The organism is Mesorhizobium sp. ZC-5 (assembly GCF_025753855.1).
Classification (GTDB): domain Bacteria; phylum Pseudomonadota; class Alphaproteobacteria; order Rhizobiales; family Rhizobiaceae; genus Neomesorhizobium.
Map to the genome: position 1 here is coordinate 876233 of NZ_JAOWPT010000002.1, position 22645 is coordinate 898877.

19 protein-coding genes are annotated in these 22645 nt (G+C 63.7%); 16 read left to right on the forward strand and 3 right to left on the reverse strand.

What is annotated here, in order from left to right; translation table 11 throughout:
• Positions 1-209: 209 nt before the first annotated feature.
• Positions 210-1214: a cytochrome d ubiquinol oxidase subunit II gene (locus OHD58_RS07625; protein WP_263802494.1), complete on the forward strand. Its 1005-nt coding sequence runs from the start codon at positions 210-212 to the stop codon at positions 1212-1214.
• Between the two features lie 335 nt (positions 1215-1549).
• Here the strand turns inward: OHD58_RS07625 and OHD58_RS07630 are convergent, their stop codons facing one another.
• Entirely contained in the window at positions 1550-2107 is a 558-nt protein-coding gene (locus tag OHD58_RS07630) for a hypothetical protein (RefSeq protein WP_263802495.1), read from the reverse strand.
• The gene (locus OHD58_RS07635) at positions 2059-3555 is read right to left on the reverse strand and encodes a S8 family serine peptidase (RefSeq protein WP_263802496.1); all 1497 of its coding nucleotides are present in this window, start codon (positions 3553-3555) and stop codon (positions 2059-2061) included. Before OHD58_RS07635 ends, OHD58_RS07630 begins: the two co-directional genes overlap by 49 nt.
• Positions 3556-4086: 531 nt before the next feature.
• Here OHD58_RS07635 and OHD58_RS07640 point away from each other — a divergent pair.
• The gene (locus OHD58_RS07640; protein ID WP_412177175.1) at positions 4087-5277 is read left to right on the forward strand and encodes a glycosyltransferase; all 1191 of its coding nucleotides are present in this window, start codon (positions 4087-4089) and stop codon (positions 5275-5277) included.
• An 18-nt stretch (positions 5278-5295) separates the two neighbouring features.
• Here OHD58_RS07640 and OHD58_RS07645 read toward each other — a convergent pair whose 3' ends face one another.
• Positions 5296-5541, reverse strand: coding sequence for a hypothetical protein (locus OHD58_RS07645; protein ID WP_263802498.1), 246 nt, complete (start codon positions 5539-5541; stop codon positions 5296-5298).
• A gap of 186 nt (positions 5542-5727) precedes the next feature.
• Here OHD58_RS07645 and lepA point away from each other — a divergent pair, with 186 nt between their 5' ends.
• The 14 genes from lepA (at position 5728) to ybeY (ending at position 22620) form a co-directional block, all read left to right on the forward strand.
• Entirely contained in the window at positions 5728-7536 is a 1809-nt protein-coding gene (gene lepA, locus OHD58_RS07650; RefSeq protein WP_263802499.1) for a translation elongation factor 4, read from the forward strand.
• Positions 7537-8147: 611 nt separating this feature from the next.
• Complete coding sequence (locus OHD58_RS07655) at positions 8148-8852, forward strand: hypothetical protein (protein ID WP_263802501.1); 705 nt, start codon at positions 8148-8150, stop codon at positions 8850-8852.
• A 511-nt stretch (positions 8853-9363) separates the two neighbouring features.
• Positions 9364-9561 (forward strand): KTSC domain-containing protein, encoded by a 198-nt coding sequence (locus tag OHD58_RS07660; protein ID WP_263802503.1) that lies wholly within the window; start codon positions 9364-9366, stop codon positions 9559-9561.
• Positions 9561-11435 (forward strand): ATP-dependent nuclease, encoded by a 1875-nt coding sequence (locus OHD58_RS07665; protein ID WP_263802505.1) that lies wholly within the window; start codon positions 9561-9563, stop codon positions 11433-11435. Before OHD58_RS07660 ends, OHD58_RS07665 begins: the two co-directional genes overlap by 1 nt.
• Before the next feature lie 381 nt (positions 11436-11816).
• The gene (locus tag OHD58_RS07670; protein ID WP_263802506.1) at positions 11817-12602 is read left to right on the forward strand and encodes a hypothetical protein; all 786 of its coding nucleotides are present in this window, start codon (positions 11817-11819) and stop codon (positions 12600-12602) included.
• A 119-nt stretch (positions 12603-12721) separates the two neighbouring features.
• Positions 12722-12877, forward strand: a complete 156-nt coding sequence (locus tag OHD58_RS07675) for a hypothetical protein (RefSeq protein ID WP_263802507.1) — start codon at positions 12722-12724, stop codon at positions 12875-12877.
• Positions 12878-12943: 66 nt separating this feature from the next.
• Positions 12944-14968: a hydantoinase/oxoprolinase family protein gene (locus OHD58_RS07680; RefSeq protein ID WP_263802508.1), complete on the forward strand. Its 2025-nt coding sequence runs from the start codon at positions 12944-12946 to the stop codon at positions 14966-14968.
• Between the two features lie 153 nt (positions 14969-15121).
• A complete protein-coding gene (locus tag OHD58_RS07685) occupies positions 15122-17290 on the forward strand; it encodes a malate synthase G (RefSeq protein ID WP_263802509.1) in 2169 nt (722 codons plus the stop codon).
• Positions 17291-17535: 245 nt separating this feature from the next.
• On the forward strand, positions 17536-18219 hold the full coding sequence (tsaB, locus tag OHD58_RS07690; protein WP_263802510.1) for a tRNA (adenosine(37)-N6)-threonylcarbamoyltransferase complex dimerization subunit type 1 TsaB: 684 nt from the start codon (positions 17536-17538) through the stop codon (positions 18217-18219).
• Complete coding sequence (rimI, locus tag OHD58_RS07695) at positions 18219-18713, forward strand: ribosomal protein S18-alanine N-acetyltransferase (RefSeq protein ID WP_263802511.1); 495 nt, start codon at positions 18219-18221, stop codon at positions 18711-18713. Before tsaB ends, rimI begins: the two co-directional genes overlap by 1 nt.
• A 34-nt stretch (positions 18714-18747) precedes the next feature.
• A complete protein-coding gene (locus tag OHD58_RS07700; protein WP_263802512.1) occupies positions 18748-19548 on the forward strand; it encodes a lysophospholipid acyltransferase family protein in 801 nt (266 codons plus the stop codon).
• A gap of 85 nt (positions 19549-19633) precedes the next feature.
• Positions 19634-21016: a tRNA (N6-isopentenyl adenosine(37)-C2)-methylthiotransferase MiaB gene (miaB, locus tag OHD58_RS07705; protein ID WP_412177184.1), complete on the forward strand. Its 1383-nt coding sequence runs from the start codon at positions 19634-19636 to the stop codon at positions 21014-21016.
• Positions 21016-22071 carry a PhoH family protein gene (locus OHD58_RS07710; RefSeq protein WP_263802513.1) on the forward strand — a complete coding sequence of 352 codons (1056 nt, stop codon included), beginning with the start codon at positions 21016-21018 and terminating at the stop codon, positions 22069-22071. The genes miaB and OHD58_RS07710 overlap by 1 nt, the downstream gene beginning before the upstream one ends.
• 24 nt (positions 22072-22095) lie before the next feature.
• Positions 22096-22620: an rRNA maturation RNase YbeY gene (ybeY, locus tag OHD58_RS07715; RefSeq protein WP_263802514.1), complete on the forward strand. Its 525-nt coding sequence runs from the start codon at positions 22096-22098 to the stop codon at positions 22618-22620.
• The last annotated feature ends 25 nt before the right edge of the window (positions 22621-22645 follow it).

Genomic DNA, 22645 nt, shown 5'->3' on the forward strand with positions numbered 1-22645 from the left:
CCTTCGCGCCCCCCTCTGTCCTGCCGGACATCTCCCCCACAAGGGGGGAGATCAGGCTTGCCGCTTTCGCGGCGCTTCATTTTGCAACGTTTGCGATCAGCGAAAGCCGAGATGATAGCCAATCTCCCCCCTTGTGGGGGAGATGTCCGGCAGGACAGAGGGGGGCAACATAGAGCACGAGCCTTCCCGACTATTGCGGGGAGAAAAACATGACCCTCGACTGGCCGACACTCCTTCCGTTGATCTTCGCCGGCCTGATGGGCATCGCCATCCTGGTCTATGTGGTGCTCGATGGTTTCGATCTCGGCATCGGCATCCTGTTCGCCGCCGCCGGCGATCACGAGAAGGACACTATGATCGCCGCGATCGGTCCGTTCTGGGACGCCAACGAGACCTGGCTGGTGCTGGCTGTCGGCCTGCTGCTGGTCGCCTTCCCGATGGCGCATGGCGTCATTCTCACCGCGCTCTACATTCCGGTGTTCCTGCTGCTGGTCGGCCTCATCCTGCGCGGCGTCGCCTTCGATTTCCGCGCCAAGGTGCCGACGCACCGCAAGGCGCGCTGGGATTTTGCCTTCCTCGCCGGCTCGCTGCTCGCGGCATTGGCGCAGGGCTACATGCTCGGCGTCTATGTGCTCGGCCTGCAGACCGGCCTTGCGGCATTTGCCTTCGGCCTTTTGGTGGCGGTATGTCTCGCCGCCGCCTATGCCGCGATGGGCGCCGCCTGGCTGATCTACAAGACCGAGGGCGAGTTGCAGCAAAAAGCCATCCTGTGGCTGCGCTCGGCGCTGGTGTTCACCGTGCTCGGCATGGGCGCCGTCTCGCTTGCCACGCCGCTCGCCTCGCCGCGCATCTTCGCCCGCTGGTTCGTGTTTCCGGAGATGCTTTACCTGGCGCCGCTACCGATACTCTCGGCGCTGCTGTTCCTGTGGCTGTGGCGGCTCACCTTCCGCCTCGCGGAAACCGGCGACACCCACAGCCTGAAGCCGTTCCTGGCGCTCGCCGCCATCTTCACGCTGGGCTTTCTAGGCCTCGCCTGGTCGTTCTATCCGTTCGTGGTGCCGGAAAGGCTGACCATCTGGCAGGCGGCGTCGGCCACCGGCAGCCTCGGCCTCATCCTTGTCGGCACCGCCTTCGTGCTGCCGGTGATGATCGGCGCCACCATCTACGTCTACCGCGTCTTCGGCGGCAAGGCGGCGGACCTGCGCTACGATTAACGCCCGCTAAAAGACGATCGGGCGGGAGGCCGAGGCCGCCCGCCCGAGTCCAGCTCAGCAGGCGAGTTGATCGCAGGCGATGTGGCACGCCTGCTTGCCGACCGGATCGCCGATTGCCTCGCAGGCAAGATGGCAAAGGGAGCATTCGAGGCCGCCCGAAGCGGTTACCCTGTTGCTGCCCGACGAATGCGAGCTTGCTCGGCTCACAGGTCCCAGGTTCCGTGTGCTGTTGGTTCTGACAGTCGGTAGAAGTGACATGTTTTCTCCTTTTCCTGTTGCGAGAGCCCCGATCTCTCCACAGAACGCTCTCGCCGACGTTCTGGGTTTGCTGGATGTCAGGTCGGACGCTCGTTCCAGGCGGAAACCTCGCCGATGTTGACCGGTATCGTGTCGCTCACATCGACGGTGAACTGCAGGATCCGCAGTGCGGCATTGATGCCGGAGGCGATGAACAGCCGGAGACGCACGTCGTAGCATTCCGAGCCGGACCGGCATGCCGCGCTCCTCGTGATTTCGATGTCGTCGAGAAGGAAGTGGGTCAGCGCGATGTGGTTGAGCGCCTCGAACACGCGGAAGGTCGAGGTGGTGGCGTAGTTGAGCGCCCGGTCGCGCCCGGTGATGCCGAGGTTCCGGTATTTGCGCGTCGCCAGGTTCCGGAAATCCTCCAGGAAGTCACGCAGCCGTTTTTCGTCGTTCAGGATATCTGTCAGGCGCGCTCTGATTGCCTCGTCGCCTTCAGCGCGTTTCTTGGCCTCGATGAAGAAATCGTCGATCGCCTTTTTGATGTTCCAAGGCATGATGCCGCGCGCAACCGGAACCAGGATCGGAACGGTCTCTCCCGAGATCAGCTGGACACTCCCGGCGATGTAGCCCGGCACCGCGGTGAGCAGCACCCTTTCGGTCTTTTTCTTCTTCCCATCCTTTTTTTTGGTGTCGGCTCTTCAACCGGCTCGATGCCGATTTGTCCCGCAAACGCGTTGAGGATGCGCGTGTAGACGTGAGGAGCAAACGCGCCAACCGGCTTCAGCGCGTAGATCGGCGTGCCGTCCAGCTTCAACACCCAGATGAGCCGCTCGACATCTTCTGCGCCCTCGTTCCGCAGATATTCGATCAGCGCTTCGTCGGTTTCCGGCCAGACCCCTTGGTTGAACTGGGCGATCGAATCGCGTCGGGTAACCGAGCCGAAATCGTAGCCGATCTGCCCCAGCGCGTAGACCAGTTGAGGTGGACTTGCGGCCGCTTTTTTGGCGCCACCGCATCCACAGCCACAGTCCTTCGGGGCTCCGCCGCATCCGCATTTCCCATCCGCGCAGGAAGCCGTTACGTCGCTTTCGGATGTGGACGGCAAGACTTCCGACAGCCCGATGGCGCGGCCTCGTTCGCCCTCGGGCGGCAATGGAACCCCCTGCGTATCGTCGATTGAAAAGCCTCCTGATGGATGTTCGTTGCCTGACAAGGTCATGATTGCTCTCCCTCTATTGCCTGTCTGGTTGGGATAAATGGGTGGGCGCAACGCGACCGGTGCCCGGGGCTGTGCACCTCGCCGGTCACCCCCGATCACGGTCCCTGCAAGCTTGGCGCGTACGGTCAGCGGGTCGTTCGCCCCGCCATTGGTTCTGCTTGCCTCAAGCGTCCGCGCGGCCACGCCGCTGGTGATGGCCGTTGCGAAGCTGGTGCCTGTCCGCGCCGCAACCCCACCACCTGGTATGGCGCCAATGATCGCCTCGCCCGGCGCGATCACGCCGTGCATCGCGTAAGCGAGCCCCCAGTTGCCCGCCGCCAGAGGTTGTCCGTCAAGGCCGATGGCGCCGACAGCAAGTACTGTCGAGACACAGGCGGGCACATGATTGCAGTCGCAGCCATCATTGCCTGCAGCGGCGATGACGAGGACGCGCCGTTCCTCGCAGGCGGCAAGCGCCTTGGCGAGGTCGGCTTCGGCGGCGCATTCGGTGACGAACTGTCCGCCGCTGATATTGATGACATCGGCGCCGTGATCGAGTGCTATCGAGATCGCCCGTGCCAGGTCGAGCTGCGAGCAGGCGAGGCCTTGGCCCGCGTCCGAGAATATAGGCACGATCAGCCCCCGGCAATTCGGCGCGATGCCGCGCACCGGCCCGCCGGGCTGGCCGAAGATGATGCTGGCGACATGCGTTCCGTGCGCCAGCGCGCGTCCTTCGCCGATGCTCTGCGCCGCCAGCGTCGGCAGCACGGTCAGGTCGGCGCCCGCGAAGCAGGGATGCGCCTGGTCGACCGGCCCGTCGAGCACTGCGATGCACACGCGTCGGTCGCCGCCGCCCGGCAGCGCCGTGTCCAAAGTGGCAAGCATTCGGGCCTGGTTCACGCAATCGCCTTCCAAGCTTGGACGCTGCATCAGCGCATGAAGTGGAGCCGCGATAATGTCCCCGAGTTGTATTTGTTGTCAACTATAGATTGTGTAAAAATGAGCTGAATACAACTTAGAGGAGAAACAATCGGTGTGGATGATCCATATCGTCCAGCAACTGCACTGCTTCAATCTTGCCGGAACTGCCCGTGCGCCCCTTATCGTGGCGCTGGCTGGTCGCATCGCCGGGGTCAGTGAAAATCCGTCGTGGGAAAATGAAAAACGGACGCCGCGTTCCGCCGCCGCCCGGTGTCGTGCATGCGTTTGGTGGGTTCCGCCCGGCTTCGGGAGGCTGTTCGTTCAATGCGGACAATGAAGGGGAAGGGGGGTAACCGCTCCCTCTCTGGTTATACATATGGCGCACAAGGGACTTGCGGCAAGACCCTGCCGCTGCCGTAGAACCGCCGGCCTAAGCTCGAGGCACGGAAAGGAAATCACCAGATGCGCATAGTGTTGTCGACCTACGGATCCCGCGGAGACGTCGAGCCGATGGCTGGGCTCGCGGCGGCGTTGCAATCGCTCGGCGCCGAGGCGGTGGTAAGCGCGCCGGCGGATCAGGAATTCGTCGAGCTGCTGGAGCGCGCCGGCGCGGAACTGGCGCCTTCCTTCATGCCCATTCGCCAGTGGATAAGCGAGAAGGCGAAGCCGTCGGCACCGGCGGACTTTTCCATGCTCACGGCCGAAATGATCGCCGCGCAATACGAAGCAATCGGCGCGGCCGCCGGGGGGTGCGATGCGATCGTAGGGACCGGCCTGATGCCGTCCGCCGCCGCCGCGCAGTGCGTGGCCGAGAAACTGGGCGTCCCCTATTCGCATGCAACCTTCTGTCCGCTGTTCCTGCCGTCGCATCATCACCGGCCGTACCCGTATCCCGGCCATCCGCTGCCGCCGGAGGTGACCGACCCCCGTGCTTTGTGGGATCTGAACGCCCAACACATGAACGCGCTGTTCGGTGGGGCAGTTAACGCCCACCGCGCATCGATCGGATTGCCCGCCGTGGAGAATGTCCGCGACCATGTCTTCACCGATCGTCCCTTGCTGGCGTCGGACCCGGTCCTGTGGCCGTGGGAAAGGACGGAGCTTTGCGACGCCGTACAGACCGGCGCGTGGATCTTGCCTGACGAACGCCCGCTCCCCGCCGAACTCGAAGCGTTTCTCGAAGCCGGCGCCCCGCCGGTCTATGTCGGTTTCGGCAGCATCGCCTTGCAGAGCACGAAGGACGCCGCCCGGACGGCGATCGAGGCGATCCGGGCACGGGGGCGCCGCGTGGTTCTGGCTCGCGGCTGGGTCGACGCGTCCCCGATAGACGACCGGGACGACTGCCTGCTCGTCGGCGAGGTCAACCAGCAGGCGCTGTTTCGCCGGGTTGCCGCGGTCGTCCACCATGGCGGCGCGGGCACTACGACAACCGCCGCGCGGGCCGGCGCGCCGCAGGTGGTCGTGCCGCAGATCGTGGACCAGCCCTTCTGGGCGGCGCGCGTGGCCGGCCTCGGCATCGGCGTCGCCCACGACGGTCCGGCGCCGACCTTCGAGTCCCTGTCAGTCGCGTTGAATACGGCGCTGGCGCCCGAAACCCGCGCGCGGGCGGCCGGCGTGGCCGGCACGATGCGCGCCGACGGGGCAATGGTCGCCGCGAAGTTGCTGATTGATGCGGTCAGCCGGGAGAGGCGGCTGGGCTAGGCCGGAAAGGCTCTGGCGTCAGGCGCTGACGGCCTTGGCTGCCGCGCGCTTCTTCTTGACGGGAGCCGGCTTCGCCGCCTCGGCGGCGCGGTCGGCTTCGTCCCTGGCGAGCCGCAGCTCGCGCAGTTTTGCGGTCTTCTGCGCCCGCAGCTTCGCTTGGGTCTGGTATTCGGTCATGGCCCGCGCCTTGTCGGCGTTCTTCTTCTGCGTCTCCAGGAAGCGCGTCTCGGCCTTGTCGATGATGTTCTGTCTGTCGTCAGCCAATTGATCTATTCCTTGTGTTTCAAACGAAGAATGAAAATGCCATTCCTCTTTAGATAGGCATTTTCGGCCCGAAAGCCAGTTTTGCCCTGTTCGGACCGGCATTCGCCGTCCTCCGTCGGCGTGCGGCACCGCAGCCCCGCGCCAAGCCTTGCCGCCGCACGGCCGCCCTGCTAAAGGCCGCGCACCATGACAACGCCGCTTTCCCACATCCGCAATTTCTCCATCGTCGCCCATATCGACCATGGCAAATCGACGCTCGCCGACCGCCTCATCCAGATGACCGGCGGGCTGGCCGAGCGCGACATGAAGGAGCAGGTTCTGGACTCGATGGACATCGAGCGCGAGCGCGGCATCACCATCAAGGCGCAGACCGTGCGCCTCAACTACCGCGCCAACAACGGCGAGGACTACGTCCTCAACCTCATCGACACGCCAGGCCATGTCGACTTCGCCTACGAGGTGTCGCGCTCGCTCCGCGCCTGCGAGGGCTCGCTGCTGGTCGTCGACGCCTCGCAGGGCGTCGAGGCGCAGACGCTGGCCAACGTCTACCAGGCCATCGACGCCAACCACGAGATCGTCGTGGTGCTCAACAAGATCGACCTGCCCGCCGCCGAGCCCGAGCGCATCAAGGAGCAGATCGAGGAGGTCATCGGGCTGGACGCCAGCCAGGCCGTCCACATCTCCGCCAAGACCGGCCTCGGTATTCCCGACGTGCTGGAGGCGATCGTCAACCAGCTGCCGCCGCCGCGCCAGGGCGACATCGACGCGCCGCTGAAGGCGATGCTGGTCGACAGCTGGTACGACGCCTATCTCGGCGTCATCGTGCTGGTGCGCGTCATCGACGGCCGCCTCAGGAAGGGCCAGACCATCCGCATGATGGGCACCGGCGCCCGCTATTCGGTCGAGCGCACGGGCGTCTTCACCCCCAACAAGCTCGCCGTCGACGAGCTCGGCCCGGGCGAGCTCGGCTTCTTCACCGGCTCGATCAAGGAAGTGGCCGACACCCGCGTCGGCGACACCATCACCGAGGACCGCCGCCCGACCGCCGCAGCACTCCCCGGCTTCAAGCCGGCGCAGCCGGTAGTGTTCTGCGGCCTGTTCCCGGTCGACGCCGCCGAGTTCGAGGAACTGCGCGCCGCCATGGGCAAGCTGCGCCTCAACGACGCCTCCTTCTCCTTCGAGATGGAAACCAGTGCTGCCTTGGGTTTCGGCTTCCGCTGCGGCTTCCTCGGCCTCTTGCACCTCGAAATCATCCAGGAGCGGCTGGAGCGCGAGTTCAACCTCGACCTCATCGCCACCGCGCCCTCCGTCGTCTACCGGCTCAACCTCTCCGACGGCACCAGCAAGGAGCTGCATAACCCGGCCGACATGCCCGACGTGATGAAGATCGCCTCGATCGAGGAGCCGTGGATCCGCGCCACCATCCTGACGCCCGACGATTATCTCGGCTCGATCCTGAAGCTCTGCCAGGACCGCCGCGGCATCCAGGCCGACCTCTCCTATGTGGGAAAACGCGCCATGCTGGTCTACGACCTGCCGCTCAACGAGGTCGTATTCGATTTCTACGACCGGCTGAAGTCGATCTCCAAGGGCTACGCCTCCTTCGACTACGCGCTCACCGACTACCGCGAGGGCGATCTGGTCAAGATGTCGATCCTGGTCAACGAGGAGCCGGTCGACGCGCTCTCCATGCTCGTCCACCGCACGGCCGCCGAAAAGCGCGGTCGCGTCATGTGCGAGAAGCTCAAGGAGCTGATCCCGCACCATCTGTTCAAGATCCCGATCCAGGCGGCGATCGGCGGCAAGGTCATCGCCCGCGAGACCATCTCGGCGCTCCGCAAGGACGTCACCGCCAAGTGCTACGGCGGCGACGTCACCCGCAAGCGCAAGCTCTTGGACAAGCAGAAAGAGGGCAAAAAGCGCATGCGCCAGTTCGGCAAGGTCGACATCCCCCAGGAAGCCTTCATCCAGGCGCTGAAGATGGGGGATAACTGAGCCGCTGTTCCTCGCCCCGCAAAGCGGGGGGAGGTGTCACGCGAAGCGTGACGGAGAGGGGGCCACCAATACCCCGCCCTGTCCGCATTCCTCCACCAACACCCTCTCCGTCGCGGCCCTCCGGGCCCCGCCACCTCTCCCCCATTTCATGGGGGCGAGGAACCCAGGCTGGAAAAGCGCAGCGCCTCTATCTCCCCCCTTGTGGGGGAGAAAGGATTTTCACGATCTTGGCGGCGTTCAGCCGAAGGCTGATCTTTACGCCGCCCAAGTCGTAGAAAATCCAAGAGAGGGGCTCTGCAGCGCTCGAAACTGCCTCTCACTTGGCATTGCCCCGTCCGTATTCCTTCGCGCCCCCCTCTGGCCTGCCGGCTATCTCCCCCACAGGTGGGGAGATTGGCTGTCACTAAGGGCGGCGCGCCTTCTGCAAGGTTGGCGATCGAGCGAAGCCGGCGAAGCGACTGATCTCCCCACCCGTGGGGGAGATGGCCGGCAGGCCAGAGGGGGGCGCTGTCCCGCCTCCATCTCCCAATTGGCCGCCGCTCCCCCTCAAAATCCCCACCTTGCACTCCGCCCCGTCCCCGCTATCCTGCCGCCGGGCACCGGGGGGTCTCATGCGCAAATCTGTTCTGCCGCTTCTTTCGCTCTATCTCGATTTCATCTGGATCAACGCGCTGGTCGGCCTTGCCGACCATGTGCTGCCGTGGCTGTCGCAGGCGCTGTTTGGGCAGCCTTTGCCGTGGGCAGCCTCGATCGCCGTTTCGCTGCTGCTGCTCGGCCTCGGCCGCCTGCTCGGCGTGTCGGTCGGCGGCTGGCTCCTGTCCTGGGCGGCCGACGAGCGCGAGGCCGGCGTCACGCTGCGCCAGTGGCCCAACCTCGTGCTCGGCACGCTCGCCTTCCTGTCGGGCCTCAAGGAGATGGTGCGCTGGGTCGAGCCCGGCAACGGCCTGCCGTTCCTGCTGATGGTCGAGGAAACGCCGCTCAAGATCGCGGCGCTCATGCTCTTCGGCGCGGCCGTCGCGCTGGCCGGCATCATGCTCCTGCTGTTCATGCGCGGGGCAAAACTCTTCAACGCAGCTCTGCTCGTCTTCGCCATGGCCGCCTTCGCGGTCAACATGCTGTTCAGCCGCGAAGCCATGGTGACTGCCGCGATGACGCGCCGCGTCAACCAGGGCCTGCCGGCGACGCTGGAACAGGCCGAAGGCGTGGTCTCCTTCACGCTTTACGCCGCGATCGTCCTGATCGCCGCCTGTTGCATGCTGCTGTTCTTCTGCCGCGAACGGGAGCAGCCCGGCGAACGCCGGTTCGCCGCGCGGTGATCGCGGTGCAAGGCTGAACGCGGATTTCCTCGCCCCCGCAAAGCGGGGGAGAGGTGTCACGCGAAGCGTGACGGAGAGGGGGTTCTTCGAGCCAGCGCGCGACGTCCCGCTCCCCCTCGAGGGGGAGGGTGGCGGGCGAAGCCGGCCGGGTGGGGTCGTCTCGGCAGCGCACCACCCCCATCTCCCCCTTTGTGGGGGAGAAAGGATTTTCACGATCTTGGCGGCGTTCAGTCCTGAGTCGTGAGCTTGTCGAACGGTCGAAGGGCTGATCTTCAAGCCGCTTAAGTCGTAGAAAATCCAAGAGAGGGCGCCGAGTCACACTCGAGTAGCGGGAGAACCTTTACGAAGGCACGCATTGCCATTCGGCGAGGTCGATATTTTTTGAGTCGCCTTCATCGAAACGCCGAATGTAGAGGATAGGCGAATTCGAGGTGATGATTCAATAAGCGATGCTGTATTCAGAGCGAATTTTTTTTATATTAAAGTGTTATTTCTGGCTATAATATTCACCATGCCGCCGATTCGATCCTCAGCCATTTCATTCGTCGAATATCATGATATTTCACGAACGATGGAAATTACATTTAAGTCCGGCCGTATTTATAATTACTACGACGTTCCGAGAGAGGTTTATGAGGATTTTCTTGCTTCATCATCGAAAGGCGGTTTTTTTAACGATCATATCAAAGATAATTATTCGGAACGATAATGCGCCTTGATAAGGTTGAGTTCACAAATTTTCGGTGTTTTCGGTCTGAAGTCCTTGAATTTGGGCGCTATACCTCTCTTGTAGGTCCCAATAATTGCGGAAAATCTACAGCTCTCAGGGCGCTCAGCATATTCTTCGGTGGGAGCGCAAAATCAAACACAATTTCCTCTGCCGATTTCTACATTGGAACGGAAGAAGAAGAAGAGCTTTCTCTGAAATTTCAATTCTCGGGCGTTGAAGGGGAAGCCGCGAACGAACTTGGTCACTATGTGCGTAATGGTCGCGTCACGTTTGAACTGAAAGCACAGAGGAATAGCGGAATCATTTCCGTGCAGTGCAAAGGAATTCGACATGGCATCCCTGCGTTAGCCCAATTTTTCGCAGCGACTAGAGCGGGTGATCGAAGGCCGATTTACGATCAGCTCCGTGCGGAAAACGGCGATGAGTTGCCTGTTTGGCGAAACATGGCAGATGCCGAGGCCGCAGTTCGCGCCTTTGAAGCGGCTCGACCTGATCAACATATTGAAATTCCTAGTGAGGAAAACGCCTATGGCGCAACGGGACCCGTTCCAATTCTTCGTAAGTATATTGATTGGATTTATGTCCCAGCGGTAAAAGATGCGTCTACCGAAGCGTCTGAGCAGCGTGAGTCGGCATTCTCGAAGCTTATACTTTTTGCGGTTCGCAATCGGTGCAATTTCGCTGAACAATTGAACGAAATAAGAGATCACGCGTCAGTTGCATTGCAAAAGGTCCTGGCAGGCTCCCGTGAAATTATGACTGAAGTGGGAGGTGAAATAGATCGCGAGTTCAAGAACCTTACTACAACGCCCATTGATGTCGCTATCGAATGGGGCCCAATTGAGGGAATTTCTGTACGAGAGCCAGTAATCAATTCCGTCTTCAAAGACGGGAGGGTTTTCGGCCCACCTGAAGTGTTTGGGCATGGGCTTCAGCGAACGTACCTTATGGCACTTTTAAGTCTGGCCTCACGAGTCCAAAAGGCTGATGTCAACTTTCAGCTTTTATTAGGGATAGAAGAGCCCGAGCTTTACCAACATCCTCCTCAAGGGAAGTTCCTATCCAGTGCGCTAGCTGATCTGTCGGCAGGTAACTGCCAGGTGATAGTCACCACTCATAGTCCGCACTTTGTAAGTGGTCGCACCTTTGAAAGTATCCGATCATTGAGAAAAAGGGAAAATATCACCCAAGTTAGTTGTTGGACTATCGATCAACAGCGCGACTATTGTGCGCAACGAAAAGGAGTTGCGCCGATTGGTGCGGGAGCCGCTCTTTCGGGTATGGACCGGTCTTTGCAAGGATCTGTGGCAGAGTTATTTTTTGCTGGAAAAGTAGTATTAGTCGAAGGCGTCGAAGATACGGCAATAATAGAGTCTTACCTTGCAAAACGAGGGATGCTTTCGGCGTTTTACAGATCTGGATGCCACTTTGTAGCTGCCGGCGGAAAGACGAAGATGCCTATGCTTATCGCCCTATGTCGAGGGTTCTCAATAGAGATATTCTCGTTATTCGATTTGGACATGGATAAGCCGGCTGAGAACCAGGCTAACGACGAGATGCGGACTTACGCAGCGGATGTTGGAGATGAGATACCTAATATTATTGACGCAGAATTTCATGGAAATCTGTTTTTTGGTTGGTATGGCAACATCCAATCAACGCTTGCCTCTGAAATAGATAACTGGGATGCCATAAAGCAGCAAATTGCTCAACAGTGGGGATGGCAACTGGTGCGTATGGATAAGGATCCGATGTTGCTCTCAGAAACCGTAGGGCGAGTATACGATGCGAGGGGAGATTTGCTTCCATTGCGTCGAGTAGTCGAACGTTTGGAGGTATTCTGGAGTCAATAGAAATTGGCGAAGTCGCCCAGTCATCCTAGAATAAGATTTAGAAAGTGGAGAAAAACAAGGAATACGTCGAGAGACTACTCTGCTATCCTTACCAAATTAGTCAATTCGGCTATCTCGGCTCAAGAATCTAACCGCCCCGACCACGCCTACCAGCAGCATCGCCAGCCCTACAAACGCCGGCCGCAGCGAGTGGCCTGCCGACCTGCCGGTGCGTTTGGACAGCCGTTCGGCATGGTCCTTGTTGTGCCAGGCGAGCCAGTAATGCACCGCCCGCTTCAGGCCGCCGAGCCCGAGCCGACGCCACCTCCCCCCGCAAAAAATTCCATCCACCTCCCTCTCAGCCCGCGCGATAATCTCCCGGTTAACCCCGAGGAGGCGGGAATGGACTGGAATTTCGCGATCGAGAAACACCGTGAGGCGCTGAAAAGCGTGCTTGCCATGCTCGTCGCCATGGCCGGCGGCGGAACCGCCTTCACCTCCCCCGCCACCCTTCCGCGCCATCTCCACCGCGCGGTGCTCCGCCTGCTGCGGCCGGCCGAGTCAGCTGTGCGGCGGTTGGTCATCGTGGCCGCGCGCTCTCTGGTGGTCGAGCTTTCCGCGCCGCGCCGGCGGCGGCCCGGCAAGCGCAAGCCCACTTCCGCCTTCCTCAGAAAACCCGGCGGCACCGGCATCCTGTTGCCGCGCGGCATGCGGCTGCCGGCCGCGCGCCCGGCGCCCCGCGCGCTTGCCCTGCCGCTGTTCGACCGGCTGCCGCGCTGGAATATTCGTCCACGGCCGCCGGCCGCCAACAGCGTGCCGCGCATCCTGGCGCCCGGCATCAGTGTGCCTTTTCCCGTGGCGGCGCGGCGTCCGCTGTCGCCCGGCGACCCGCTCGACGCCGGCCGCCTTCACCGCCGGCTCGCGGCACTGGCCGCCGCACTCGATGATTTGCCGCGCGCCGCCCGCCGCTTCGCGCGCTGGCGGGCCTGTCGCGACGCAGCATCGGTCCAGGATCCCGGCGCCGGCGTGCAAGGCAGAAAGCTCCACCGCCTGTGGCCCATGCGTCCCGGCCGTCCGCCGGGCTGGCGCGCACCGGGCTCCCGGCATGCCAGCGCGGTACACGAGACCCTGAACGACCTGCACGGCCTGGCCTTCTGGGCGCTGGAGTTGCGAAACGACACGTCCTGACGGCGCGCCCGTCACCAGGAAAAAGCTAGCCGGGTCGCGCTCCGTTTCGCGCCGTTTGCCGGGGATGGCGGAAAACCGCCTTTCTCCCGCCCAAATCCGTGCGCTATTGCTGCCGCGCCATGCTCCGCCGTTCCGCCCTGATTCTGCTTCTCCTGCTCGCCGCCTGCGCCACCGCGCCGCGGCCGTTGCCGCAGGGCGACGTGGGCGCCGAGGCCGAACCGCTCGACCCCTCAATAAAACCGCTGGTCCAGGAGCAGGAAGAGCAGGCGGGCTAGGCGCTCGGCGCTTCCCCCTCGCGCCGCGATGCTCTATGGGGCGGGGTCGAAGCAACGAAGCCCCGCATGACAAACTCCCCCGGACAGAAAAAACCCGCCCCGCTCTTCCTCGGCATCGACACCGGCGGCACCTACACCGACGCCGTGCTGTGGTCGGAGGCGGGCGGTGTCGCGGCCAAGGCCAAGGCGCTGACCACCCGCCACGATCTGGCGGTCGGCATCGCCGGCGCCGTCGACGCGGTGCTGGACAAGGCCGGCGTCGACCCGGCGGCGATCAAGCTCGCCTCGATGTCGACGACGCTCGCCACCAACGCGCTGGTCGAGGGGCAGGGCGGCCGCGTCGCGCTGGTGATGATCGGCTTCTCCGAGGCCGACCTTTCCCGCGACGGCCTGCGCGCCGCGCTCGGCACCGACCCGGTCATTTTTCTTCCCGGCGGCCACGACGTCCACGGCAACGCCCACCCGCTTATACTGGACGGGTTGGAAGCGGCGCTGCCCGAGCTGGAGAAGTCCGTTTCCGGCTTCGCCGTCTGCGCCTATTTCGCCGTCCGCAATCCGGCGCACGAGATCGCCGCCCGCGACTTGATCCGCGAGCGGACCGGCCTGCCGGTCACCGCCAGCCACGAGCTGTCGGCAAAACTCGGCGGCCCGCGCCGTGCACTCACCACGCTGCTCAACGCCCGCCTCATCTCGATGATAGACCGCCTCGTCGCCGCCACCGAAGGTTTCCTGGAGAAGCGAAAGATCGCAGCGCCCCTGATGGTGGTGCGCGGCGACGGCGCGCTGGTCTCCGCCGCCTTCGCCCGCGCGCGGCCGATCGAGACGATCCTCTCCGGCCCCGCCGCCAGCCTCGTCGGCGCCCGCCACATGACCGGCCTCGACAATGCCGTCGTCTCCGACATCGGTGGCACCACCACCGACGTCGCCGTGCTCGACAACGGCCGCCCGCGCCTCGACCCCGAAGGCGCCACCGTCGGTGGTTATCGCACCATGGTCGAGGCGGTCGCCATGCGCACCTTCGGCCTCGGCGGCGACTCCGAGGTCGCCCTGCAGGACGGCGGCCTCAATCCGCGCCTCGTGCTCGGCCCGCGCCGGCTGGTGCCGCTGGCGCTTGCCGGCGTCGCCCACCGCGACGCGGTCGTCGAGCAGTTGGAGCGCCAGCTCCGCGCGCCCAACACCGGCCGCATGGACGGCCGCTTCGCCTTGCGCACCGGCGTGCCGGAACGCCTTGCCGCCGGCCTCACCGGCCCCGAGGCAAAGCTCTACGATCTCATCGGCCCGGTGCCGTTGCCGCTCGACGCGCTGCTTTCCTCCACCGCGCAGAACGCCACGCTCAACCGGCTGGTCTCGCGCGGGCTGGTTCATATCGCCGGCTTCACGCCCTCCGACGCCGCCCATGCGCTCGGCAGGCAGGCGAACTGGAACACCGAGACCGCCCGCCTCGGCGCCGAGCTGTTCGCCCGCAAGCGCGACGGCCGCGGCCAGCCAATCGCGGCGAACCCGGAGGCGTTCTCGGAGCGCGTGCTTGCGGCACTCACCCGCTGGTCGGCGGAAGTCATCCTCGAGACCGCCTTTGCCGAGGACGGCCTCGACGGCGCCGCCACCGTCGCCCATGCGCTGGTGCAGCGCGCTGTCGACGCCCACGCCGGCATCGCCCGCCTGTCGGTGGCGCTCGACCGTCCGGTGATCGGCCTCGGCGCCTCGGCGCCGCTGCATTATGCCGGCCTGCCGCCGCTGGTCGGCAATCGCTGCGTCGTCCCGGACGACACCGATGTGGCCAACGCGCTGGGTGCGGTCGTCGGCCAGGTGCGGGTGACCGCCGAGGCGCAGGTCGCCCAGCCCAAGCAGGGGCTGTTCCGGGTGTCGGTCGGCGAGACCGTGCGCGATTTCCTCGACGAGGACGAGGCGCTTGCCTACGCGGAGAAGGATGTCCGCGCGATCGCCTCCGGCCGGGCGCTTGCCGCCGGCACCGATGCGGCCGAGATCGAGGTGACGCGCGACCTGCGCACCGCCACCGTCGAGGGCCAGCGCACCTTCGTCGAGGCGCATGTGGTTGCCGTTGCATCGGGGCGGCCACGCATCGCCGTGTAAATTCGGGCAATCCATCCACGTCGCCTTCCGTGGGCCTATATTGAGGGGATGGAACGATCTTCTGAAACTTCCGATGAATTGACCCTTGCGGCGCGACATGCCAAACGCCCGGGGAAACTAGGTCCTTTGGCTGGATTTCTTGGAGACGAACGGATGACGGATCGCATTGACCGGGCTGGTTTGCAGGTGGCAAGGCAGCTCGCCGACTTCGTGTCGAAGGAAGCGCTTCCCGGCACTGGAGTCGACGAAACCGCCTTCTGGCAAGGCTTTTCGGCGATAGTCCACGATCTGTCTCCCAAAAATCGCGCATTGCTGGCCAAACGCGATGAACTGCAGGAAAAAATCGACGCCTGGCACCGCGCCAACGGCGCACCCTCCGACATGGCGGCCTACAAGGCGTTCCTGAAGAAGATCGGCTATCTGCTCGAAGAAGGTCCCGCCTTCACCGTCACCACGGAGAATGTCGATCCCGAGATCGCCACCATCGCCGGCCCGCAACTCGTCGTGCCGGTCATGAATGCGCGTTATGCGCTGAACGCCGCCAATGCGCGCTGGGGTTCGCTTTATGATGCGCTCTACGGCACCGACGCCATTCCCGAGACCGGCGGCGCGGAAAAGGGCAAGAGCTACAACCCGAAGCGCGGCGCCAAGGTCATTGCCTGGGCGAAGGACTTCCTTGACGAAGCCGCACCGCTCGACGGTGCGAAATGGCAGGACGCCAGAGGTTTTTCGATAAAGGATGGCGCGCTTGCCGTCACCCTTGATGGCGGACGCGCAACCGGCCTGAAACGTCCCGCGCAGTTCGCAGGCTACCTGGAAGATGCGGCATCGCCGACCCAGTTCCTGCTTGAGAACAACGGTTTGCACATCGAAATCCTCATCGATCCCGACTCCACGATCGGTAAGGACGACCCCGCCCACATCTCGGATGTCTGGCTGGAAGCGGCGCTGACCACCATCCAGGATTGCGAGGACTCCGTCGCCGCTGTCGACGCGGAAGACAAGGTCGCCGTCTACCGCAACTGGCTCGGCCTGATGAAGGGCGATCTCGAGGAAGAGGTTAGCAAGGGCGGCAAGACCTTTACCCGCAAGCTCAATCCGGACCTCGACTACAACGCCCCCGACGGCTCCACCTTCGTTGCGAAATGCCGCTCCCTGATGCTGGTGCGCAACGTCGGCCACCTGATGACCAACCCGGCGATCCTCGACCGTGACGGCAACGAGGTGCCGGAAGGCATCATGGACGCCATGCTGACCAGCCTGATCGCGCTGCATGATGTCGGGCCGAACGGTCGCCGCGCCAATTCGCGGGCGGGCTCGGTCTATATCGTCAAGCCGAAGATGCATGGGCCGGAGGAGGTGGCTTTCGCCGTCGAACTCTTCGGCCGTGTCGAACAGGCACTGGGCATGCAGCCGAACACCCTGAAAATGGGCATCATGGACGAGGAGCGCCGCACCACGGTCAACCTTAAGGAATGTATCCGCGCCGCCAGGGAGCGCGTCGTCTTCATCAACACCGGCTTCCTCGATCGCACCGGCGACGAGATCCACACCTCGATGGAAGCCGGCCCGATGATCCGCAAGGGCGACATGAAGCAGGCGGCATGGATTTCCGCCTACGAGGCCTGGAATGTCGACACCGGCCTGGAATGCGGGCTTGCCGGTCATGCCCAGATCGGCAAGGGCATGTGGGCGATGCCCGACCTGATGGCGGCGATGCTGGTTGAGAAGATCGCCCATCCGAAAGCCGGCGCCAACACGGCCTGGGTGCCGTCGCCGACCGCAGCTACGCTGCACGCTACGCACTACCACAAGGTCGATGTGCACGCCGTGCAGGAAGGTTTCAAGAACCGCCCGAAGGCGAAACTCGATGACATCCTGTCCGTTCCGGTCGCGGTGCGCCCCAACTGGACGCCGGAAGAGATCCAGAAGGAACTCGACAACAACGCCCAGGGCATTCTGGGCTATGTCGTGCGCTGGATCGACCAGGGCGTCGGCTGCTCGAAAGTGCCCGACATCAACGATGTAGGCCTGATGGAAGACCGCGCCACGCTGCGCATCTCCTCGCAGCACATCGCCAACTGGCTGCATCACGGCGTCTGTTCGCGCGACCAGGTGATGGAGACGATGAAGCGCATGGCGGCGGTCGTCGACCGGCAGAACGAGGGCGATCCGCTCTACCGGCCGATGGCGCCGGATTTCGACAATTCGATCGCCTTCCAAGCCGCCTGCGACCTTGTGCTCCAGGGCCGCGCCCAGCCGAACGGCTACACCGAGCCGGTGTTGCATAAACGGCGGCTGGAGCTGAAGGCGGCGGGATAGGGTCGCGCAGGAACCCGGATGCGATAGATGGCACCCTACGTTGCCCCCCTCTGTCCTGCCGGACGTCTCCCCCGCAAGGGGGGAGATTGGCCTTCATTCTCGAATTCAACAATCTCGAACGTTGCAAAGAAAAATGCGACCAAGCGGACGGCTGATCTCCCCCCTTGCGGGGGAGATGTCCGGCAGGACAGAGGGGGGCAACGTAGGGCGCTTGCCTTCCGCGCTGCCCTCGAGCGCGCCCTCCCATGAACCTCATTGCCATCGACACATCAGCTAATCTCTGCGCTGCCTGCGTCCTCGACATTGACACCGGCCGCGAACGCGGCCGGGTCGTGCGCGATATCGGCAAGGGCCACGCCGAATTGCTGATGGGCGTGATCGAGGAAACTTTGAAGGCGGCCGATGTCGGTTACCCCTCTCTCGGCCGCATCGCGGTCTCCACCGGTCCGGGCTCGTTCACCGGCGTCCGCGTCGGTGTCGCGACCGCGCGGGGCCTCGCACTTGCGCTCAGGATACCGGCAACCGGGATCACCACCCTTGAAGCCATAGCCGCGGAAACGCGCCGGCAATTTCCCGCACGGCCCGTCATGGTCGCCATCGATGCCCGGCGCGAGGAACTCTATGCGGCAATTTACGATGAATTCGGGAACATCCTGTACGCTCCGGCGGTGATCAACTTGCAGGATGCGGCCTTGCTGGCCAGGGAATATCGCCCCGTGCTTGCCGGGTCCGCCGCTGCCATGGCCGCCGAAGCCGCCGCATCCGATATCTTCGATGTCGGGTCGCTCGCCGCGACTGCCGATATCGGCGTCTACGCGAGCCTGGCCGCAGCAAGAGACCCAGACGCCGAAAAGCCGAAGCCGGTCTATTTGCGCGAGCCGGATGCGAAACCTCAAGCTGGCCTCATCCTGCCGAGGAGCGCTGGATAATGCGGCTGCCTTTCATCCAGCCACGGATGCGCGACTATTCGATCCTGCCACTGGCGCGCAGCCACAGCGCGGCGCTTTCGGTGCTGCATCGCGAGGATTTCGCAAGGCCGTGGACGGGAAACGAGTTTTCAGACCTGCTCGCCCAGAACACCGTCTTCGGCTTCGCCGCCTTTGAGACCGGCAAGGGCAGGGCGGGACCGGTGGGGTTCGTTCTGGCGCGGTTGGCTGTCGGCGAAGCGGAAATCCTGACGGTCGCAGTGTCGCGCGCGCATCGCCGGCAGGGCCTTGGCCGGCAATTGATGGATGCCGTGCTGCGCCGGCTGCATGCACAGCGCGCCGAGGCGCTGTTCCTCGAAGTCGACGAGACCAACGCGCCGGCGATCGCGCTCTACCGCCGCCTGGGTTTTCGCGAGGTCGGCAAGCGCCCGGCCTATTATCAGGGTGAGGACAACCGGAAGTCCAATGCGCTTGTCATGCGGCGTGATCTTCGTTAGCGGAATCCCCGGGGAGACGGAGCGTGGCGGCGGGATGATCGGTTCGATCCGGATTGGGCTCGCCCTGCTTTTGATCTGCATCGCCACGCTGGTCATGGCGCCCTTGCAGATGCTGGTGTTGAAAACCGGGCTTTTCAACCCGGGGACGGTCCCCCGGTTCTGGCACCGAATAGTCCTCAAGGCCTTGGGTCTGCGCGTTCACGTTCGGGGGACGATCGCCCCGCAGCGCCCCTTGCTCATCGCCTCGAACCACATTTCCTGGACCGACATCATGGTCATCGGCTCGCTGGCCGACGTCGCGTTCATCGCCAAGTCGGACGTCGCCGGCTGGCCGGTGTTCGGCTCGCTGGCCCGCTTGCAGCGCACGGTGTTCGTCGAGCGTGAGCGCAAGGGCAGATCAGGCGACCAGGCCGGCGAGATCGCCGGCCGTCTGGCCGGCAACGACGCGGTCGTGCTGTTTGCCGAGGGCAGCACCGGCGACGGTAATCATCTGCTGCCGTTCAAGAGCACGCTGTTCGGCGCCGCACGCCTGGCGCTGGGCAACAGCAATGCGGAAACGGTCTACATACAGCCGGTGGCGATCGCCTATACGAAACTGCAGGGCATGCCGATGGGTCGCCAGCACCGGGTCGCGGCGTCGTGGATCGGCGATGCCGATCTCGTGCCGCACCTGCTGGACGTGTTGCGCGAGCGCGCCATGGATGTCGAGGTGCAGTTCGGCGAGCCGCTGGAGTTCAAGGCAGGCAGCGATCGCAAACAGGTCACCCGGCGCGTCGAAGGCGAGGTGCGTACCATGATGCTCGAGGCGCTGCGGACGCGGCAGCGGGCACGATGATGCGCGAGGCGGCAGAATCGTCTGTTTTTTGTCATCGGGAAGCGTTAAAAGCCGCCGCATGGATTTGAACGAAATCACCGAAGAGATGGCGCCGGCCGTGCCGGTTGCCCATTTGGAAAAGCCCGTGGCGCCGAAGAAGGTCTTCCTCAAGACCTATGGCTGCCAGATGAATGTCTACGACTCGCAGCGCATGAGCGATGCGTTGTCGGCCGACGGCTATGTGGCAACCGAAACGGTCGAGGATGCCGATCTGGTCTTGATCAACACCTGCCATATCCGGGAGAAGGCTGCGGAAAAGGTCTATTCGCAACTCGGACGGCTGCGCAAGATCAAGGCCGAGCGCGCCGAACACGGCCGCGAGATGATGATCGGCGTCGCCGGTTGCGTGGCGCAGGCAGAAGGCCGGGAAATCCTCAGGCGCGCACCAGTGGTCGATCTTGTCATCGGCCCGCAGACCTATCACCGGCTGCCTGACGCTTTGAGAAAAGTGCGCGGCGGTGAAAAGGTCGTCGAGACGGAATACGCGATCGAGGACAAGTTCGAGCACCTGCCCCAGCCCAGGCGCAACGAGATCATCGGCCGCGGCGTGACTGCGTTTCTCACCGTACAGGAAGGCTGTGACAAGTTCTGCACCTTCTGCGTGGTGCCTTATACGCGCGGTTCCGAGGTCTCCCGCCCGGTGGCGCAGATTGTTGCCGAGGCGGAAAAGCTTGCCGAAGCCGGCGTGCGCGAACTGACCCTGCTCGGCCAGAACGTCAATGCCTGGCATGGTGAGGGGCCTGACGGCAGCGAATGGGGTCTCGGCCGCCTGCTGTTCCGCCTCGCCGAAATCCCCGGCCTTGCCCGGTTGCGCTACACCACCAGCCACCCGCGCGACATGGACGACGAACTGATCGCGGCGCATCGCGACCTTTCCGCCGTCATGCCCTACCTGCATCTGCCGGTTCAGTCCGGCTCCGATCGCATCCTGAAGGCGATGAACCGCCGGCACACCGGCGCCGATTATCTCCGGCTGATCAATCGTATCCGGACAGTGCGGCCGGACATCGCCATGTCGGGTGATTTTATCGTCGGCTTCCCCGGCGAGACGGAGCAGGATTTCGAAGCGACGCTGGCCCTGGTGCGGCAGGTTCGTTACGCGCAGGCCTTCTCGTTCAAATATTCGCCGCGTCCCGGTACGCCGGGCGCCGACATGGCGGATCATGTGCCCGAGGATGTGAAGGACGAGCGGCTGCAGCGTCTGCAGGCGCTGCTCGCGGAACAACTGCGCGATTTCACCGTTGGATCGGTCGGCAAGACGATGGATTTGCTGATCGAAAAGCCGGGCCGTCAGGCAGGCCAGCGGGTCGGGCGGTCGCCTTGGCTGCAGCCGGTGATTGTTGATGAAAAGGCCGGTGAAATCGGTGACATTATCCAGGTGCGAATCACCAAGGCAGGTCCCGCCAGCCTGTTCGCCGAGCCGGTGTGATGCCGGCCAATGAGGAGAGACGGTTGAGCGCCACCACGGAATTGAAGAACGTGCCCTCCGGGGCATCTGACATGGCGCACATCGTTCTGACCTTCGACAACAACAAGCTTGCAAGTTCGCTCTACGGTCAGTTCGACGAAAACCTGGCCCGGCTGGAACAGAAGCTCGGCGTGGACATCCGTTCGCGCGGCAACCAGCTGACCATAAAGGGAAACGCCGCCGCCGCCGAACAGGCCCGCCGGGCGCTCGACCATCTCTACAGCATCCTGCAGAAGGGCGCCGAGATCGCCCAGTCCGACGTCGACGGGGCGGTGCGCATGGCGATCGCTGCCGACGACCAGCTGACTCTGCCGACGCTGGAGCGCAAGGGCAAGATGGCGGCGGCGCAGATCGCCACCCGCAAGCGCACCATCTATGCCCGCTCGCTCAACCAGGACGCCTATATGCGGGCGCTCGAACGGTCGGAAATGGTATTTGGCGTCGGCCCTGCCGGCACCGGCAAGACCTATCTCGCGGTTGCCTATGCGGCGATGCTGCTCGAGCGCGGGCTGGTCGAGCGCATTGTGCTGTCGCGACCGGCGGTAGAGGCCGGCGAGCGGCTGGGTTTCCTGCCGGGAGACATGAAGGAAAAGGTCGATCCTTATCTCCGCCCACTCTACGACGCGCTCTACGACATGATGCCGGCCGACAAGGTCGAGCGGGCGATCGCCGCCGAGGTCATCGAGATCGCGCCGCTGGCCTTCATGCGTGGCCGCACGCTGGCGCATGCTGCCGTCATCCTCGACGAGGCGCAGAACACCACGCCGATGCAGATGAAGATGTTCCTGACTCGCCTCGGCGAGAATGCCCGCATGATCGTCACCGGCGACCCGTCGCAGATCGACCTGCCGCCCAACACGAAGTCCGGGCTCGTCGAGGCGCTGCGCATCCTCGAAGGTGTGCCGGGCATCGTCACCGTGCGCTTCAACGAGACCGACGTGGTCCGTCATCCGCTCGTCGCCGAAATCGTGCAGGCTTACGATCGTGATGGTAAAAAGGCACGCGGAGCAGGATGAGCAAGGGCTGACCGGCGGAATGCCATGAAGAATACCCTTGGCCGACCGCTGGCGCCGGAAATCGACCTGTCACTCATCGCGGCCGTCGAGATCGATATCCTGATCGAGGCGGGCGACTGGCCCGTCGAAGCCAATCTCCTCGGATTGGCGCGGCGCGCGATCGCAGCCGTCTTTGCCGAAGCCGGGATCGAGGCTCCGGCTACCGAACTGAGCCTCGTCTTCACCGACGACGCCAGCATCCGCGCGCTCAATGCCGGCTGGCGGGAGAAGGACAAGCCGACCAACGTGCTGTCCTTTCCGGCATTCCCGCCGAAGCTTGGGGGCGCATTGCCGCCGATGCTGGGCGACATCGTCCTGGCATCGGAGACCATTTCACGGGAGGCGGCTCTGGAAGAGAAGCCGTTCGAGCACCATCTGACACATCTTATTACGCATGGCCTTCTGCATCTTCTCGGGTACGATCATGAGGTCGAGGTGGACGCGGAGGCGATGGAATTGGTCGAGAGGCGGGCGCTTGCGCGGCTTGCCATTCCCGATCCCTACGCGTAACAGGAAATGGTAATTCACGGACGAA

What these genes read in the sequence shown, in the direction of transcription:
- OHD58_RS07625 (WP_263802494.1), top strand. Translation starts at nt 210, where the DNA reads ATGACCCTCGACTGGCCGACACTCCTTCCGTTGATCTTCGCCGGCCTG.
- OHD58_RS07680 (WP_263802508.1), top strand. Translation starts at nt 12,944, where the DNA reads ATGACAAACTCCCCCGGACAGAAAAAACCCGCCCCGCTCTTCCTCGGC.
- OHD58_RS07710 (WP_263802513.1), top strand. Translation starts at nt 21,016, where the DNA reads ATGCCGGCCAATGAGGAGAGACGGTTGAGCGCCACCACGGAATTGAAG.
- OHD58_RS07665 (WP_263802505.1), top strand. Translation starts at nt 9,561, where the DNA reads ATGCGCCTTGATAAGGTTGAGTTCACAAATTTTCGGTGTTTTCGGTCT.
- OHD58_RS07660 (WP_263802503.1), top strand. Translation starts at nt 9,364, where the DNA reads ATGCCGCCGATTCGATCCTCAGCCATTTCATTCGTCGAATATCATGAT.
- OHD58_RS07685 (WP_263802509.1), top strand. Translation starts at nt 15,122, where the DNA reads ATGACGGATCGCATTGACCGGGCTGGTTTGCAGGTGGCAAGGCAGCTC.
- rimI (WP_263802511.1), top strand. Translation starts at nt 18,219, where the DNA reads ATGCGGCTGCCTTTCATCCAGCCACGGATGCGCGACTATTCGATCCTG.
- OHD58_RS07675 (WP_263802507.1), top strand. Translation starts at nt 12,722, where the DNA reads ATGCTCCGCCGTTCCGCCCTGATTCTGCTTCTCCTGCTCGCCGCCTGC.
- ybeY (WP_263802514.1), top strand. Translation starts at nt 22,096, where the DNA reads ATGAAGAATACCCTTGGCCGACCGCTGGCGCCGGAAATCGACCTGTCA.
- OHD58_RS07640 (WP_412177175.1), top strand. Translation starts at nt 4,087, where the DNA reads ATGGCTGGGCTCGCGGCGGCGTTGCAATCGCTCGGCGCCGAGGCGGTG.
- OHD58_RS07700 (WP_263802512.1), top strand. Translation starts at nt 18,748, where the DNA reads ATGATCGGTTCGATCCGGATTGGGCTCGCCCTGCTTTTGATCTGCATC.
- OHD58_RS07655 (WP_263802501.1), top strand. Translation starts at nt 8,148, where the DNA reads ATGCGCAAATCTGTTCTGCCGCTTCTTTCGCTCTATCTCGATTTCATC.
- miaB (WP_412177184.1), top strand. Translation starts at nt 19,634, where the DNA reads ATGGCGCCGGCCGTGCCGGTTGCCCATTTGGAAAAGCCCGTGGCGCCG.
- OHD58_RS07670 (WP_263802506.1), top strand. Translation starts at nt 11,817, where the DNA reads ATGGACTGGAATTTCGCGATCGAGAAACACCGTGAGGCGCTGAAAAGC.
- lepA (WP_263802499.1), top strand. Translation starts at nt 5,728, where the DNA reads ATGACAACGCCGCTTTCCCACATCCGCAATTTCTCCATCGTCGCCCAT.
- tsaB (WP_263802510.1), top strand. Translation starts at nt 17,536, where the DNA reads ATGAACCTCATTGCCATCGACACATCAGCTAATCTCTGCGCTGCCTGC.